This window comes from Halobacillus trueperi (assembly GCF_003386945.1).
GTDB lineage: Bacteria > Bacillota > Bacilli > Bacillales > Halobacillaceae > Halobacillus > Halobacillus aidingensis.
This window is the reverse complement of record NZ_QUAE01000009.1, coordinates 100719-116555: the sequence shown is the minus strand read 5'-3', so window position 1 is coordinate 116555 and position 15837 is coordinate 100719. Positions and strand designations below refer to the sequence as shown.

13 protein-coding genes are annotated in these 15837 nt (G+C 46.7%); 11 read left to right on the top strand and 2 right to left on the bottom strand.

Annotated features, from left to right (window positions below; translation table 11 throughout):
- Positions 1–71 precede the first annotated feature (71 nt).
- From hutP to DYE48_RS12565, 6 genes are all read left to right on the top strand, one after another.
- Positions 72–509 carry a hut operon transcriptional regulator HutP gene (gene hutP / locus DYE48_RS12590; protein ID WP_115823945.1) on the top strand — a complete coding sequence of 146 codons (438 nt, stop codon included), beginning with the start codon at positions 72–74 and terminating at the stop codon, positions 507–509.
- 119 nt (positions 510–628) lie between these two features.
- Positions 629–2170, top strand: coding sequence for a histidine ammonia-lyase (gene hutH / locus DYE48_RS12585; RefSeq protein ID WP_115823992.1), 1542 nt, complete (start codon positions 629–631; stop codon positions 2168–2170).
- Positions 2154–3818 (top strand): urocanate hydratase, encoded by a 1665-nt coding sequence (hutU, locus tag DYE48_RS12580; RefSeq protein ID WP_244199423.1) that lies wholly within the window; start codon positions 2154–2156, stop codon positions 3816–3818. The genes hutH and hutU overlap by 17 nt, the downstream gene beginning before the upstream one ends.
- Entirely contained in the window at positions 3818–5098 is a 1281-nt protein-coding gene (hutI, locus tag DYE48_RS12575; protein ID WP_115823944.1) for an imidazolonepropionase, read from the top strand. Before hutU ends, hutI begins: the two co-directional genes overlap by 1 nt.
- Positions 5061–5999 carry a formimidoylglutamase gene (hutG, locus tag DYE48_RS12570; protein WP_115823943.1) on the top strand — a complete coding sequence of 313 codons (939 nt, stop codon included), beginning with the start codon at positions 5061–5063 and terminating at the stop codon, positions 5997–5999. Before hutI ends, hutG begins: the two co-directional genes overlap by 38 nt.
- A 157-nt stretch (positions 6000–6156) precedes the next feature.
- The gene (locus DYE48_RS12565; protein ID WP_115823942.1) at positions 6157–6570 is read left to right on the top strand and encodes a hypothetical protein; all 414 of its coding nucleotides are present in this window, start codon (positions 6157–6159) and stop codon (positions 6568–6570) included.
- Between the two features lie 59 nt (positions 6571–6629).
- Here DYE48_RS12565 and DYE48_RS12560 read toward each other — a convergent pair whose 3' ends face one another.
- Entirely contained in the window at positions 6630–7565 is a 936-nt protein-coding gene (locus DYE48_RS12560) for an LCP family glycopolymer transferase (RefSeq protein WP_115823941.1), read from the bottom strand.
- Between the two features lie 233 nt (positions 7566–7798).
- Here DYE48_RS12560 and DYE48_RS12555 point away from each other — a divergent pair, with 233 nt between their 5' ends.
- Positions 7799–8170 carry a hypothetical protein gene (locus DYE48_RS12555; RefSeq protein WP_115823940.1) on the top strand — a complete coding sequence of 124 codons (372 nt, stop codon included), beginning with the start codon at positions 7799–7801 and terminating at the stop codon, positions 8168–8170.
- 46 nt (positions 8171–8216) lie between these two features.
- Here DYE48_RS12555 and DYE48_RS12550 read toward each other — a convergent pair whose 3' ends face one another.
- Positions 8217–9428, bottom strand: a complete 1212-nt coding sequence (locus DYE48_RS12550) for an ROK family transcriptional regulator (RefSeq protein ID WP_115823939.1) — start codon at positions 9426–9428, stop codon at positions 8217–8219.
- 248 nt (positions 9429–9676) lie between these two features.
- Here DYE48_RS12550 and DYE48_RS12545 point away from each other — a divergent pair, with 248 nt between their 5' ends.
- The 4 genes from DYE48_RS12545 to DYE48_RS12530 all read left to right on the top strand — a co-directional run bounded on the left by DYE48_RS12545 (position 9677) and on the right by DYE48_RS12530 (position 15834).
- A complete protein-coding gene (locus DYE48_RS12545) occupies positions 9677–10990 on the top strand; it encodes an ABC transporter substrate-binding protein (protein WP_115823938.1) in 1314 nt (437 codons plus the stop codon).
- Positions 10991–11809: 819 nt separating this feature from the next.
- Positions 11810–12775 (top strand): carbohydrate ABC transporter permease, encoded by a 966-nt coding sequence (locus tag DYE48_RS12540; protein ID WP_244199422.1) that lies wholly within the window; start codon positions 11810–11812, stop codon positions 12773–12775.
- Complete coding sequence (locus DYE48_RS12535; protein WP_115823937.1) at positions 12772–13602, top strand: carbohydrate ABC transporter permease; 831 nt, start codon at positions 12772–12774, stop codon at positions 13600–13602. The genes DYE48_RS12540 and DYE48_RS12535 overlap by 4 nt, the downstream gene beginning before the upstream one ends.
- A 15-nt stretch (positions 13603–13617) precedes the next feature.
- Positions 13618–15834 (top strand): alpha-galactosidase, encoded by a 2217-nt coding sequence (locus DYE48_RS12530; protein ID WP_244199421.1) that lies wholly within the window; start codon positions 13618–13620, stop codon positions 15832–15834.
- The last annotated feature ends 3 nt before the right edge of the window (positions 15835–15837 follow it).

The following is a 15837-nucleotide window of genomic DNA, read 5'->3' as shown; positions in this document are numbered from 1 at the left end:
TTGTATTGCGGACAATGAAGAAAGCGGTTACAATTTAAGTAGTTATTAGTGATGAGCAGGGTGGAGATGAGATGATCCAAACAGTGAAAATAGGGAAGCTTGCGATGTTGCTCGCTTCTTTGGATGAGAACGAGATGGAGCTTTTTGCGCCCGCGTTCGAACAGGTGGATTACTGCCAGGGGAAAGCGGGCTCAATGGAAGTCCAAAAAGTGATTGCAGCAGTCGAGACCGCTGCCAAACGGAACGGCATCATTGCAGAAAACGTCTACAGGGAGACGCATGCGCTATATCATGCGATCTTAGAATCCTTACAGGGCGTGACACGGGGGCAGATTGGGGTAGGCAATATGATGCGCACCGTCGGTTTGCGCTTTGCTGTCGTGCGTGGTAAACCTTATGATCGGAAGGAAGAAGGCGAGTGGATCGCCGTTGCTTTTTATGGAACAATCGGGGCTCCGGTAAAAGGTTTGGAACATGAGACATTTGGACTCGGTATCAATCATATATAAAGAATAGGTGGCCTATAGTCATGAGCGATGAGGGGGCGACAATGGTATTTCCCATGCCATTGTCGCCTCTTTTTGTAGAAAATCCACCAGAATCTTTTCGTGTGAAAGGGGGATTGTGGATGATCGAACTGAATGGAAGAGACTTATCGATGGAGCAAATGAAGGAAATCTGTTTCGATAATGCCAAAATCGGCTTATCAAAAGCGAGTCTGATCGATGTCAGGGCAAGTAGGGAAACCGTCGAAGATATCGTGACCCGAGGGCACTCGGTGTACGGCATAAACACAGGGTTCGGAAAATTAAGTGATGTCCGAATTGCTGCGGAAGACGTCGACAGTCTGCAGCACCATCTGATCCGTTCACATGCGTGCGGAGTGGGGGAACCTTTTCCTGAAAAAGTGAGCCGTGCCATGATGGTGCTTCGATTGAATGCGCTCATGAAAGGTTATTCAGGCGTCCGGGAAGTGCTTGTTCAGAGGCTGTGCGACCTTGTTAATCTTCATGTCCATCCGGTCATTCCTTCGCAAGGCTCGCTCGGAGCTTCCGGGGACTTGGCTCCACTCGCCCATTTAGCCCTCGTCCTGATGGGCGAAGGGGAAGTTTTTTATGAAGGAAACCGGCACGCAACAGAAGATATATTGGAGAAGTTGGCGCTGAAACCATTATCGTTAAAGGCAAAAGAAGGGCTTGCGCTCATTAACGGAACCCAGGCGATGACGGCGGTCGGAGTCATCAGTTACATCGAAGCGGAAAGGCTGGCTTTGCAGTGTGACTGGGTGGCAAGTCTTACGTTGCAGGCACTGGAAGGCATACGGGATGCTTTTCATCCGAGCATTCATGAAGCGCGTGGCTACCCGGAACAAATGGCTGTTGCTGAAAGGATGCGTCATTTGATCAACGGCAGTCATCTTGTCACTTTTCAAGGAGAAAAAAGAGTGCAGGACGCTTATTCCTTACGATGTATTCCACAAGTGCACGGGGCGACATGGCAGACGCTGCATTACGTAAGGGAGAAATTGGCGATTGAAATGAATGCGGCAACGGACAATCCACTGCTGTTAGAAGGTGGGAAAGTCGTTGTATCAGGTGGTAACTTCCACGGGCAGCCGATCGCTTTTGCGATGGACTTTTTAAAAATAGCAATCAGTGAAATGGCCAATATTTCAGAGCGGAGGATTGAACGTCTCGTTAATCCACAGCTGAATGATTTTCCGCCGTTCCTCAGTGCGAATCCGGGGTTGGAGTCAGGGTTAATGATTGTTCAGTATGTGGCCGCATCGTTAGTTTCTGAAAATAAAACCCTCGCCCATCCCGCAAGTGTCGACTCGATTCCATCGTCTGCGAATCAGGAAGATCATGTGAGCATGGGCACAACGGCTGCCCGGCACGCGGCCATGGTCATTGGCAATGCGACAAAAGTTGTAGCGATCGAGTTAATATGCAGTTTGCAGGCGCTGGAACTGAAGGGGATTGAGCGCGCATCGGTACTTGCTCAGGACCTTTGGAAATCAGCAAGGACTGTCGTGCCAAAAGTGACGCAGGACCGGGTGTTTTCTAAGGATATTGAAAACATGGAGCAATGGTTGAAGGAGAGTGCTTTTGACTGGAAAAAGTGGAAATCCGTTCATGAAGGAGGAGAAACGTATGTCGACAACACGTAAAGTGAAAGCGAGAACAGGAACAACGTTGGAATGCAAAGGATGGGAACAGGAGGCTGTCTTAAGGATGCTCTGCAACAACCTTGATCCAGAGGTCGCAGAAATTCCAGAAGAACTCGTTGTTTACGGGGGCATCGGTAAAGCGGCAAGGAATTGGGAAGCTTTTGATGCGATTGTTGCAACCTTGAAGCGTCTGGAAAAAGATGAAACGATGCTCGTCCAGTCCGGGAAACCTGTGGGTGTTTTTAAAACACATGAGAGAGCTCCAAGGGTGTTGCTTTCAAATTCTGTACTGGTTCCGAAGTGGGCGAATTGGCAGCATTTCCATGAACTTGATCAGAAGGGCCTCATGATGTACGGCCAAATGACCGCAGGAAGCTGGATTTACATCGGATCGCAGGGAATTTTGCAAGGAACATATGAAACGTTCGCATCTCTTGCTGAAAAACATTTCGGAGGATCATTGAAAGGGACAATTACCCTGACGGCAGGCCTTGGCGGTATGGGAGGGGCCCAGCCGCTTGCAGTCACAATGAACGGCGGTGTCGTCATTGCTGTCGAAGTGGATCCTGACCGGATTTCCAAGCGTCTGCAGTCCGGCTACTGCGATGTGAGCACAGAGTCTCTGGAAGAGGCGGTTTTATGGGCGAAGGAAGCGAAGGCGAACGGGGAGGCTCTTTCAATTGCTCTATTAGGAAACGCGGCTGAAACGCATGAACGGCTTTTACAAAATGGGTTGGAAGTGGATATCGTCACAGACCAAACATCTGCCCATGACCCGTTGAATGGCTATGTACCTGTTGGATATACGCTGCAGGAAGCGGCCGTTTTGAGGAAAAAGGATCCGGGTGAGTATGTACGCCTTTCATCAAAATCCATGGCCAAACACGTTGAGCTCATGCTCCAGTTCCAAAGGAAAGGCAGCATCGTTTTCGATTATGGTAACAATATTCGTCAGGTCGCACTAGAAGAAGGCGTCGAGGATGCCTTCGACTTTCCAGGTTTCGTTCCAGCCTACATCCGGCCGTTGTTTTGTGAAGGGAATGGGCCGTTCCGCTGGGCAGCTTTGTCAGGTGATCCGAAAGATATCTACCGCACCGACCAGCTTATTAAAGAACTTTTCCCTGAGAATGAGAAGCTGTTGAGATGGATTGATATGGCACAGGAAAAAGTGCAGTTTCAAGGGCTTCCATCTAGGATATGCTGGCTCGGATATGGAGAGCGGAAGAAGATGGGCATGGCAATTAATGAGCTTGTGAAAAAAGGCGAGTTGAGTGCTCCTGTGGTGATCGGAAGGGATCACCTTGATTGTGGATCGGTCGCTTCACCAAATAGAGAGACAGAATCGATGCTGGATGGCAGTGATGCAGTAGGTGACTGGGCGGTGCTGAATGCGCTGATTAATACAGCGGCCGGTGGATCATGGATTTCGTTCCATCACGGTGGTGGTGTCGGTATGGGGTACTCACTTCATGCGGGAATGGTCGTCGTGGCTGACGGCACCGACCTCGCCGAAGAAAGACTGGAGCGTGTCCTCACGACAGACCCTGGCATGGGCATACTTCGTCATGCTGATGCGGGTTACGATAAAGCGATGAAAGAAGCGGATAAGCATGACATTGATATACCGATGAAGAGGAGGGGGCAGTAATGTACGATACGCTCATTGAAAATATCGGGCAGTTGATTTTACCTGCAGAAGGTCCGTTAAAAGGGAATGCGATGAAACAGTTGGAAGTAAAAGAAAACATGGCGATCGCTTTTGAAGATGGTAAGGTCGCCTGGATCGGCACAAATGAAGAAGGACGGAAACTAAAATCCAGCGAGCGGATTGATTCAATGGAAAAAACTGTAACACCTGGTCTCGTTGATCCGCATACTCACCTCGTTTTCGGAGGGTCGCGGGAAAATGAGCTGGCGCTGAAGCAGGCTGGGGTCCCTTATTTGGAAATTCTACAAAAAGGGGGCGGGATTTTATCAACGGTCGAAGCGACCCGGGCGGAAAGTGAAACCCAGCTTTACGAAAAAGCGAAACAGACGTTAGAGCAGATGGCTGCCCATGGAGTGACGACCCTTGAAGCGAAAAGCGGCTACGGACTTGAACGGGAGGCAGAACTGAAGCAGCTTCGTGTCGTCAAACGATTGAACGAAGAAAGCATACTCGATTTGGTTTCGACTTTTCTAGGTCCTCATGCGATCCCACCGGAGTATAAGGGGGAGGAGGAAGCGTTTCTTGATGAAATGATCCGCCTGCTTCCTGAAATCAGTGATGAAGGGTTGGCGGAGTTCACGGATATTTTTTGTGAGACGGGTGTCTTTACCATCGAACTGTCCCGGCGTTTTATGAAAGCTTCCCAGGAACTCGGCTTTCAAACGAAAATCCATGCCGATGAAATCGATCCGCTCGGAGGAACGGAACTCGCCGTTTCCATGGGAGCGGCATCGGCGGATCATCTTGTTGCGGCTTCTGACGCGGGGATCGACAGCCTTGTCGAGGGTGACACGGTGGCTGTGCTGCTTCCGGGAACGACCTTTTACTTAGGAAAAGACCATTATGCGAATGCTAGAAAAATGATTGATAATGGAGCGGCCGTCGCCCTGGCCACCGATTTCAACCCCGGCAGCTGTGTGACATACAACCTGCAGATGATTATGTCGCTTGCCGCGTTAAAAATGAAAATGACACCGGAGGAGATATGGAATAGTGTGACGGTGAATGCCGCACATGCGATTGGAAGAGGAGACGTTGCCGGGTGTTTGAGCATAGGGAGAAAAGCGGATGTCGTTTTGTGGGATGTCCCGAATTATAAGTACATTCCGTATCACTATGCAGCAAATCATGCGAAGGCTGTATGGAAGAATGGAATAAAGGTGTGGGAGAGGAGGGGCGCTCGTGTCTTTTCAGTACCTCAACCCGGGCAAGGATGCTAGATTCAAAGATCGTCATACGACAAAGGTGGATGAAACGCTCTCGTATTACGAGCTTGGTAAAATGGGAGATATAGGGCTCATCGGGCTTCCTTTATCTAAAACTTCGATTTCTTTGTCAGGGGCATCGGAAGCACCTGCCACAATAAGAAGGGCACTTGGATCCTACAGTACGTATTCAGGGGAGAAAGACAAAAGTTATGAGGATGTGCAGGTGTTGGATTTTGGGGACGTTCCGGTGCATCCGACGGATAACGAGGAAACACGGAAACGGTTGAAGATGAGTGTGAAAGAAATGATCGACACCGAAGCTTGTTCCAAGTATGTAATGCTTGGCGGGGATCATGGGGTTAGTTTTCCTAGTATTTCTGCCTTTCAGGAGAAATACGGGAGAGTCGGGGTCATTCAATGGGATGCTCACCATGATCTTCGAAACGTGGAAGATGGCGGACGGACAAACGGTACTCCCTTTCGAAGTTTAATCGAAGAAGGAGTCATCCATGGCGAAGATCTGGTCCAAATCGGCATCCGAGACTTCTCCAACGCCAAAGCCTACGCCGACTATGCTAGAAAACACAACATCCACACCTACACCATGGCCGACGTCGAAGAGAAAGGTATCCATATTCTAACAGACCAGGTCATACAGTTATTGGAAAATAAATGCGACTGCATTTACTTTTCTGTCGATATGGATGCGGTTGATCAGGCGTATGCACCTGGTTGTCCAGCCATTGGGCCAGGAGGTTTGACGGCAAGGGAGCTGTTAAGAAGTGTGTCCCTTGCGGCCGCGCATCCTCTTGTCAAAGGCATGGATATCGTAGAAGTTGATCCCACCAAAGATTTCAGGGATATGACGAGCAGGCTTGCCGCTCACGTTATGATGCGGTACATGTATGTTTGATATGGAAATAACTGTCAGACCTGGTCATCCATTTCATGGATGACCAGGTCTAACAGTATTTGTAAGAAAGCATATACAAGCGTTTCTCCTTATGGTATTTTTAGTGTAATCTTGTGATTTGTTTTAGCTTTTGAGATGGGAGAATGAGAGACTAGCAATGAGAGAAGTTATTTTATTGTTGGCTGATGTAGTCAATGTTTGGCATGACGTCATTTTGAAATTCACGCAGATGATGGGGTGGAATCTGACAGATAAGGACCTCCATTTCTGGGTCATTGGTATCCTTGGAATTATCGGTCTTATTTTCGTTGATATTCTTTTCCATGCCATAGCAAAATGGAGCATAACGGCCATTTCGTTTTTATTTACATTTGCCATGGTGCTTGTCTTTGTTTTTGCCGTGGAGATTCAGCAGAAAATAACCGGCAGTGGAAACATGGAGTTTGCAGATGCATTGGTCAGTGTGCTGGGCTTCTTTCTGTTTTCCGGCATTTATTTTGTTTTCATTGGGATTATCCGTGCCATAAAAAAATATACAGCAAATAAAAAGGAAGACCAGGATGCGGCTTAATTAGAGCGTTCTGTCTTCAAATGAAAAGCCCCCTTCTCAGGCGAGAAGGGGGCTTTGTATTATTCAGAACCAAAATTAACAATCATGTCATGTGTTTTTTGAATCTCTTCTTCAGGCATGTCGATCAAATACATGCCGTTCGCCCGGAAGTTTTCTCCCTCCATTTGATAGGTGGTCGAATTTTTACGAGCACTGCTGTAATTCGTGACGAGTCTGCGCATATCCGCAAACTGCATGTTTGTACTCACATTGTCACCGAGCACATCCATAACGTCACCGACTTTGTTCACAGCGTCAAGACGCGCTCCTTTATCGATGATGCCCTGGATGACCTGACGTTGCCGTTCATTACGGCCTAAGTCTCCGTTTGGATCATTCTTACGCATGCGGACGAAAGCAAGCGCTTCACGACCATCCAGTTTAATTTCGCCTTCTTTGAAATCAAATGGACCTGAGCTGAAGGCACGATCGTTATTGACTGTGATTCCATTCACAGCATCGACAACTTGAGATAATCCTTCCATATTGACCCGGATGTAATAATCCAACTCAATATCAAGGAAGTTTTCGACTGTATTCACGGCCATGTCACTACCCCCATAGGCGTAGGCATGGTTGATTCGTGTCTTACGTCCGTCGCCGGCAATTTCTGCATACGTATCCCGCGGGATACTGACCATCTGCATTTGGTCGTTATTCGGATCAAGAGTCATGACAATCATCGTATCGGAACGGCCGACATCATTCTCCCGTTCATCAACACCGAGAAGGAGGATGTTCAACGGTTCCTTGTTATCTACTTTTTCTTTAGTCTGATCTGTATCTATTGAAGTTACATCTTCGTGTAAATCCTGGTTCACCGTCGTACGAACTTCATTATAGATGGTATATAAATAAACGCCTCCGATTAAAAATATGAGTGCGACTACAAATAGGAGGACTTTCCAACGTCTGCGTTTACGCCTTTTCTTTTTCTTCAGTTCCCTGCGTTCCATTCACCCACCTCTTTCTATAAACTACTATCTTATTATACGATTTTTGTAGATACATGTAAAAACTCTCCCATAAAGAAAGGGAGATATGGAATATAATTGTTAAATATTGGTGTACCAGGTCATCCAGAATATGGATGACCTGGTACGTTATTTTCGTTATTTTATGGAAGGTGTGGTACGAGGGGAGGGTTCGGCATATAGTGGTATAAGCTATTCTTTTGGAGGAATGTAAATTGAGAAAGTGGTTGGGACTGGTGCTCGTTTTGGGTATTTTAGTGGGATGTGCACAGAATGCGACAGAGAGGTCGATCCAACAGTTTACATCCTCTACGGAGAATGAACTGCATTTTGTTTATTTTTATGATCAAGAGCCGCCCGATAAAAAAATCCGTTCGCAATTGAACGGAATGAAGGTGTATCTGGCTCGAAAAAATATCATCGCAACCATCAGCTATCAAAAAATCGTGTCCGAAAAAAATTATGAGGAACTCCTCAATGTGAAAGATAGCCAGATTCTTGTTTTTGATTACAAAGGGATCCGGTACAATGCAAGGAACATCCATGTGTTAGAAGGAATGGTCCTGCAAATGCAAATGAATCCATAAAAAAAGATCCTGCCGTATGCTTCAAATTGCCGGCAGGATCTTTTTCTTATCTCGAGAAAAATTCTTCTAATATCAATACGCATGCCCCGATCGCTGATGCGTGCTCTTCTAATTTGGATAAAACGATATGCGTTTCCTTCGCTTTACTTGTCAGTCCTCGGGAGTGGATCGTTTCTTTGATCCCATCCATTAGGAAGTCCCCGGCCTTCGAAACGCCTCCACCAATAATAATTCGTTTCGGGTTCAATGTATGAATTAAGTTGGTCAAGCCGATGCCGAGAAATCTTCCTGTCTGATTCAACAGTTCAATGCTGAACTCGTCCCCTTCGCAGGCTGCTTCATAAACTAGCTTCCCGTCCACTTTTTCAAAATCGTGATCTACAAGGTCACGAATCATGGAGGGCTTCCCTGTTTTCAATTCTTTGCGAGCTCTCTCTGCAATGGCTGGACCAGCAGCAAGCGTCTGCAGGCAGCCGTAATTGCCACACGTACATTTCGGTCCCGATAGATCAATCGTAATGTGACCGATCTCTCCTGCGATATTGTTTTCTCCGTGAAAAAGTTGTCCTTTGATCATCATCCCAGCGCCGATCCCGTTCCCGACGTTGACACCGACCATGTTATCCGCATCGTTTCCGTTGCCGAACCAATATTCGCCTAGCGTCATCGCTTTCGCGTCGTTCTCAACTTTGACAATCATATCAAACTCATTTTCAAGTTCCGCTTTTATGGGGATATCGTAAAGCTGGAATGATGGAGCGAAACGAGAGACTCCTTCAATCGGATCCACGATCCCGTGCATCCCGATGCCGATGCCGAGAAACTTTTCTGGATCGCATTTACCTGACGTGAAAAATTCACGAATACCGCTCTTCATCGTATCTAGAATATCCTCTTTTGACGGGTAAGAAGGAATGTTTTTTTTCGCGGTATCTTTCAGTTCTCCATATAAGTTCGTAACGACAAAGTTCATATGGAAGGTGCCTACATCGACGCCGATGATGTAAAAATGATCCGCGTTGATCTCTAGTAATGTCGGTTTACGTCCACCTTTGGACTGCCCCTGTGTCGTTTCAATAACAAATTGTGTTTGGATAAGTTCTTTCACGATATTGCTCACTGTGGGTGGAGTCAATCTCGATTGCTTCGCGATATCCGCGCGGGAAATAGGCCCATGCTCGCGAATCATATTCAAAATAATCGAGCGGTTCATCGATTTCATCAACTGAAAACTGCCTCTAGTATAGTGCGTGCTCATACGATTCCTCCAACTATGTTGTACTGCTTCCATTTTACCATAAAATGAAACTTATTAAATTTATTTTATTAAGTTACTGCCATGAATGCTGTCCCTATGGCATCTATTATAGAACAGCTCTCTCTTTAAAAGAGTTAATTTTGAAAAAACTCTTTTCATTTGCAAGGTTCTGTGCTACCTTATAACTAGTTAGTTAATTTATTTTATTAAGTTTTGAAAACGCTATCAAATATGGGGAGGAAGACAGAATGAAAAATTGGTTGAAAAGTTTTCTTTTGGTAGGCCTTGTGTCTGGTGGACTGGCTGCTTGTTCCGGTGAAACAGGGGGAGAATCCTCTGGCGAGAGTGGCGAAAGTGGAGAACCATCCGGCGAAATTACCGTTTGGGGCTGGAACGTAGCTGCTGAATCGATGGAACTTGCTGTTGACGGGTTCAAAGAACAATACCCAGATGTTGAAGTGAATGTGGAAGATATCGGACGTTTAGATGTTTATGAAAAGTTAACCGTAGGACTAGCTTCCGGCGGAAATGGACTTCCGGACGTAGTGATGGTCGAGTCTGATCGTCTAGCGAACTATCATGATCAATTCCCAGATGCAATCGCTAACCTCTCTGAGCTCGGTTACGATGAGCACGCAGATAAATTCGGAGAATATAAAAAGTCTGTCACACAAAATGAAGACGGTGAATTTTTCGCAGCTCCTTGGGATGTAGGACCTGCAGGTGTCTTCTATCGAACAGATATTTTTGAAGAAGCAGGCGTCAACCCGGATGATATCAAAACTTGGGATGACTATATTGAAGCAGGGAAAACGATTCAAGAAGCGACAGGAACAAAAATGGTTCCGATTGACATCGCAGCCGACGATGCACTTTACCGTATGATGATGAACCAACAAGGTGCTTTCTACTATGATGAGGAAGGCAACATTGATGTAGCTTCTGAAGAATCACAAAAAGCCTTTGATGTGATCCAGCGTTTGCATGAGGAAGACCTTGTCCTGAACAACAACGGTTGGGACGGCGTCGTTTCTGCAACGGTTAATGGCGAAGTCGCAACTGTTCCATTCGGTGTATGGTATTCAGGTACGATCATGGACCAGGCTCCTGACCAAAGCGGCAACTGGGATGTCTTCTACTTGCCGGCATTCGAGGAAGGCGGCAACCGCGCAGCCAACCTTGGTGGGTCTGACCTGGTGATTCCATCTTCTACGGACAACGAAAGTGCAGCTTATGCATTCGTTGAGTACTTCACAACAGAAGTAGATCCACAGATGAAGGCGCTTCAAGAAAAAGGCATTTTCCCATCTTTAGAAACAACGTATGAAGAAGATTACTTCAGCCAGGAATCCGAATACTTTAACAACCAACCTGTTTTCCAACTGTTTGCGGATGAAGTATCCGATATCCCTGTAGCGAATTACACGTCGGATTATGCACGTGCGTTCGATACGATGTCTGATACACAAGCATCCATCCTGCTTGACGGCACGCCGATTGAAGAAGCACTTCAAAACGCAGCGGACAAGCTTGAAAGTGAGACAGGACGCAGCGCCAACTAATCCGTTTCATTGATCTCCCTATATCAAATAGAATGAAAAAAAGGTCGATCTCCCAACATGGAGATCGACCTTTTTGTTTCAAGCCCTTATTAAAGTATATGGCAGGATTGTGTAAGACTCAGTTTCGAGACTTTTGTGGGAATTTAGGGGCTCCGGGAAAAGGTTCGCTTTCCGTGGGCGAGTGATGAGACTCCTCGAGCTCACGCTCTGCGGGGTCTCATCTACCACGCACTTCCCACAGGAGTCTCACCGTTTCCCTCCGCCCCTTTACCATATGAGTTTCTCGAAATCGCTCTAGTAGTAACCTGCCGTGTTCTGTAATGAAGACCTGCTCACCAACGCCGTTATAGAGTCGCTTTAACCATAGATCCTGCACGAATAAGGCGTGGGAACAGGGTCTGGGAAACGTCCGCATGAAAAGCGAATGGAAACACGAACGTGTGTGTTTTTCTACTGACTGATCCAAAACACTGCAAATCGTCGTTTCCCTGACCCCGTATCCATGGCCAGAAATGGTTATTCATTATTTCAACTAGGCAAGGCTGCCTTTAAGGCCGCGCGGAATGTGCTCACCGCGCTCCCACGGAAAGCGAGCTATTCCACGCAGCCCCATCCACTCAACAAAAGTCTCGAAACTGAGTCTTCCAGAAAAGGGAGCTTTATTGAAGTGAAAATGAATGTAATTTTTCTGAAAATGGAGCAGACAAACGGAGGAGGCTATGTTACTATTAAGTAAATTAAATTAATTAACAAAGTCTGAATAGCCAATTTTGAAAGCGCTTTTAGTACTAACCAATATCTTTGAGGGGGTAGAACATTGTGAGTCAACCGAATGCTGAACAGATGGCAAATACCAACCACGAAAAGAACAAGCAGCCATCTAAGAAACCGGGTCCGTCAAGCCAAAAACCGAAATCCCGTAAGAAATGGATTACACCGAAAACAGTGCCGTACTTATTTATTCTTCCAGCCGTTACATTCTTCTTAATCTTTACCGTTTATCCAGTCATTTCGTCTTTATTATTGAGTTTTCAAACGCGTGCAGGATCAGGGTATGAATTCGTTGGACTAGATAACTACATTCGTTTGTTCCAGGACACATTATTTTACAAAGCCCTCGGGAATACGTTCCTCATTTTGCTCATTCAAGTACCGATCCAGTTGTTCTTAGCTGTTGTCATCGCAGTGGCGCTTAATTCACAACTGGTGAAAATGAAGAGCTTTTTCCGGATTGCTTTCTTCATGCCGGCGATTACGGCATTGGTCGCATCCTCAATCATCTTCATGATCATTCTTGATGAAAACTATGGCCTTGCGAACTATGTACTTTCACTGTTTGGTATTGAGGCGATCGCTTGGTTGTCCGATCCATTCTGGGCAAAAGTTGCACTGATGGCAGCGATCACGTGGCGCTGGACCGGTTACAACATGGTTATTTTCCTTGCAGGCCTTCAAAACATCCCTGGTTCGCTTTATGAAGCAGCAGAGATGGACGGGGCAGGAAAGTTCCGTCAGTTCTTTTACATTACTGTGCCACAGTTGAAGCCGATTTTCTTGTTCACTTTCGTCTTATCAACGATCGGTACGCTGCAGTTGTTCGATGAGCCTTACATTCTTACGCAGGGTGGTCCAAACAATGCCACACTGACCATCACCCTTTATTTGTATCAAAATGGCTTCCGTTACTTTGATTTCGGTTACGCATCAGCCATTGCTTACGTTCTTGTATTAATCATCGGGGTCCTTTCCTGGGCACAAATGAAATGGGCAGGTGAAGATAAATGAAGCAACAGATCAGTCCACTTAAAAAGACGTTTCTATACGCTTTCTTATTCATAGGGGTTATCATTTCCGTCTTCCCGTTCTATTGGATGTTTGTCGGGGCGACGAACCCGTCAGGAGAAATTTTCAAGGTTCCGCCGAACTTCCTTCCTGGTGATTATGGATGGGAGAACTTTAAAAATCTGAATGAAAACATTGGCATCATCCGTGTCATGGGGAACTCCTTGTTCATTACACTGACCTTTACTGCCATTTCCGCCATCGTTTGTACGGCGGCAGGCTACGCGTTTGCGAAGTTCCAATTCAAAGGACGTAACGCGATTTTCTTCATGCTGCTTGTCGCGATCATGATTCCTTATCACGTAACGTTGATTCCTTTATTCGAAATCTTCGGAAGTGTCGGCTGGCTGAACACGTTCCAGGCGGTCATCCTTCCACAGGTCGCTTATCCATTCGCGATTTTCCTAATGAGACAGAACATGCAGTCCATTCCGGATTCATTGCTTGAAGCGGCGCGAGTCGACGGGGCTGGGGAATTCCATATCTTCTTCCGCATCGTGCTTCCAGTCATGCGCCCGGCGCTTGCCGCTGTTGCGATTTTCTTGTTCATGTTCCAGTGGAACAACTTTATTTGGCCGCTCGTTGTCCTGCAATCACAGGAGATGTACACCTTGCCGGTTGCCCTCTCCAGTCTTGTCGGGATGTCCCGGATTGACTACGGGCAAGTCATGATGGGAACGACACTGTCTACCTTGCCGATCATGATTTTCTTCTTGTTGCTGCAAAAGCAGTTCATTTCCGGTATTCTCGGCGGATCTGTCAAAGAGTAGAAGGAGGAGCAGCCATTGATCTTTATTAATGAAGAAACACAACAATTTCATCTAACCAATGGTCTAATCAGCTACATTTTCCACGTCATGAAAAACGGCCAGCTCGGTCATCTCTACTATGGCAAAGCACTCCGTGATCGGGACTTCCGCCACTTTCAAGACTATGAAAATACCAACCCTTCAACGACACATTCGTTCGAAGGGGATCCTGGTTTTTCATTAGAAACCGTCAGGCAGGAAGCGCCTGTTTATGGAAAAGGAGATTTCCGTACGCCAGCGCTCATTTTAGAAGAAAAGAAGGGCGCGTCTGTCGCTGATTTTCGTTATAAACATCACCACACAATAAAAGGGAAGCCCAAGCTGGAAGGTCTTCCAGCAACTTTTGCTGAAGAGTCTGAAGCAGAAACGCTTGTGGTTACGCTCGAAGATGACCAAGCGCAGGTGGATTGGGAGCTCATGTACACGATTTTCCGTGACCTGCCTGTCCTCACAAGAAGCAACCGCCTCACCAACCATGGTGAAGAGTCGGTGACCTTGAAGCATTCCATGTCTTCATCCATCGACCTACCTGACGCTGATTATGAAATGGTTCATCTATCAGGCGCATGGGCCCGGGAACGTCACATTGAAACGAGAAAACTAACGCCCGGCGTTTCATCAATAGGAAGTGTGCGTGGGGCGAGCTCTCATCAGCACAATCCTTTTCTCGCTTTGAAAAGGGAAGAGACGACCGAAGACAGCGGAGAGGCGATTGCGATGCAGTTCGTCTACAGTGGGAACTTTATCGCTCAGGCTGAGGTCGATCATTATGATACAACACGCTTGTCGATGGGCATCCATCCACAGGCTTTTCAATGGAAGTTAGCACAGAATGAAAGCTTCCAAAACCCGGAAGTGATTTTGACTTATACAGAAAACGGCTTGAACGAAATGAGCCAGACGTTCCATGACTTACACCGCAAGCATTTGATTGCACCACGGTGGATGAAAAAAGAACGTCCGATTTTAATCAACAACTGGGAAGCGACGTATTTTGATTTTAATGAAGAAAAGTTGGATCGGTTCACAGATGAAGCGCGGGATCTCGGAGTCGAACTATTCGTCCTTGATGACGGCTGGTTTGGAAAACGCAATGATGACACGACTTCGCTTGGGGACTGGTTTGTCGATGATACAAAACTTCCAAATGGAATCGGAACGTTAGCGAAAAAAGTAAAAGCGAAAGGACTTCAGTTCGGTCTCTGGTTTGAACCGGAAATGATTAGTCCTGAAAGTGAACTGATGAAACAGCACCCGGAATGGGTCGTCGGTCCACCGCACAGACATCAGACGTTGGAGCGGAATCAAAAGGTGCTCGATTTTGCCAACCCTCAGGTGGTGGATTACTTGTTCGAACGGATGAGTTCTCTCATTGAAGAGACTGGACTTGACTACATTAAATGGGATATGAACCGCAATATCACAGAACCACATTCCCAATATCTGTATGACCAGGTCAACTTTTTTCATCAGTACATCCTGGGAGTTTATGAATTGTATGAGCGTTTGACGATGAAGTACCCGGATGTATTGTTCGAATCGTGTGCGGGTGGAGGCGGACGTTTTGATGCCGGGCTTCTTTATTATGCTCCACAGGCATGGACGAGCGACGATACGGATTCGGTCGAACGGTTGAAGATCCAATACGGCACATCCCTTGCTTATCCATTGTGCAGCATGGGATCGCACGTATCCGCTGTACCGAATCATCAGACCTACCGCAACACACCATTAAAGTTCCGTGCCGACGTGGCCTACTTCGGGACGTTCGGCTATGAATTCGATCCCAGCCAATTGACGGAGGAAGAAAAGGCCATCGTAAAAGAACAAATCACCGAATTTCAATCGCTTCGTCGTTTGATTCATTCCGGCACGTTTTATCGGTTGGCCGATCCATTTAAAAATCAGGATACGGCCTGGATGGTCGTCTCAGAAGAAAAATGCCAGGCGGTCGTGGGCTGGTACCGTGCCCAGTACTTCCCTAATTCGAAGAACGACCAGATAGTAAAACTGCGCGGTTTGGATCCTGAGAAGCGGTATGAACTAGAGGGAACATCCGCTACGTTTTATGGTGACGAACTGATGTTTCGCGGACTCCCCCTTGGTGTGGAGTTCAATGGAGCGAATCATGCAAAAGCAGAACGCAGCGGGGATCACCAATCTCAGCTTTTTGTTATTAAAGAGAAAAAATGATGA

Coding starts and splice junctions, on each gene's coding strand:
- hutP (WP_115823945.1), top strand. CDS start 72: ATGATCCAAACAGTGAAAATAGGGAAGCTTGCGATGTTGCTCGCTTCT.
- hutH (WP_115823992.1), top strand. CDS start 629: ATGATCGAACTGAATGGAAGAGACTTATCGATGGAGCAAATGAAGGAA.
- hutU (WP_244199423.1), top strand. CDS start 2,154: ATGTCGACAACACGTAAAGTGAAAGCGAGAACAGGAACAACGTTGGAA.
- hutI (WP_115823944.1), top strand. CDS start 3,818: ATGTACGATACGCTCATTGAAAATATCGGGCAGTTGATTTTACCTGCA.
- DYE48_RS12565 (WP_115823942.1), top strand. CDS start 6,157: ATGAGAGAAGTTATTTTATTGTTGGCTGATGTAGTCAATGTTTGGCAT.
- DYE48_RS12560 (WP_115823941.1), bottom strand. CDS start 7,565: ATGGAACGCAGGGAACTGAAGAAAAAGAAAAGGCGTAAACGCAGACGT.
- DYE48_RS12550 (WP_115823939.1), bottom strand. CDS start 9,428: ATGAGCACGCACTATACTAGAGGCAGTTTTCAGTTGATGAAATCGATG.
- DYE48_RS12545 (WP_115823938.1), top strand. CDS start 9,677: ATGAAAAATTGGTTGAAAAGTTTTCTTTTGGTAGGCCTTGTGTCTGGT.
- DYE48_RS12535 (WP_115823937.1), top strand. CDS start 12,772: ATGAAGCAACAGATCAGTCCACTTAAAAAGACGTTTCTATACGCTTTC.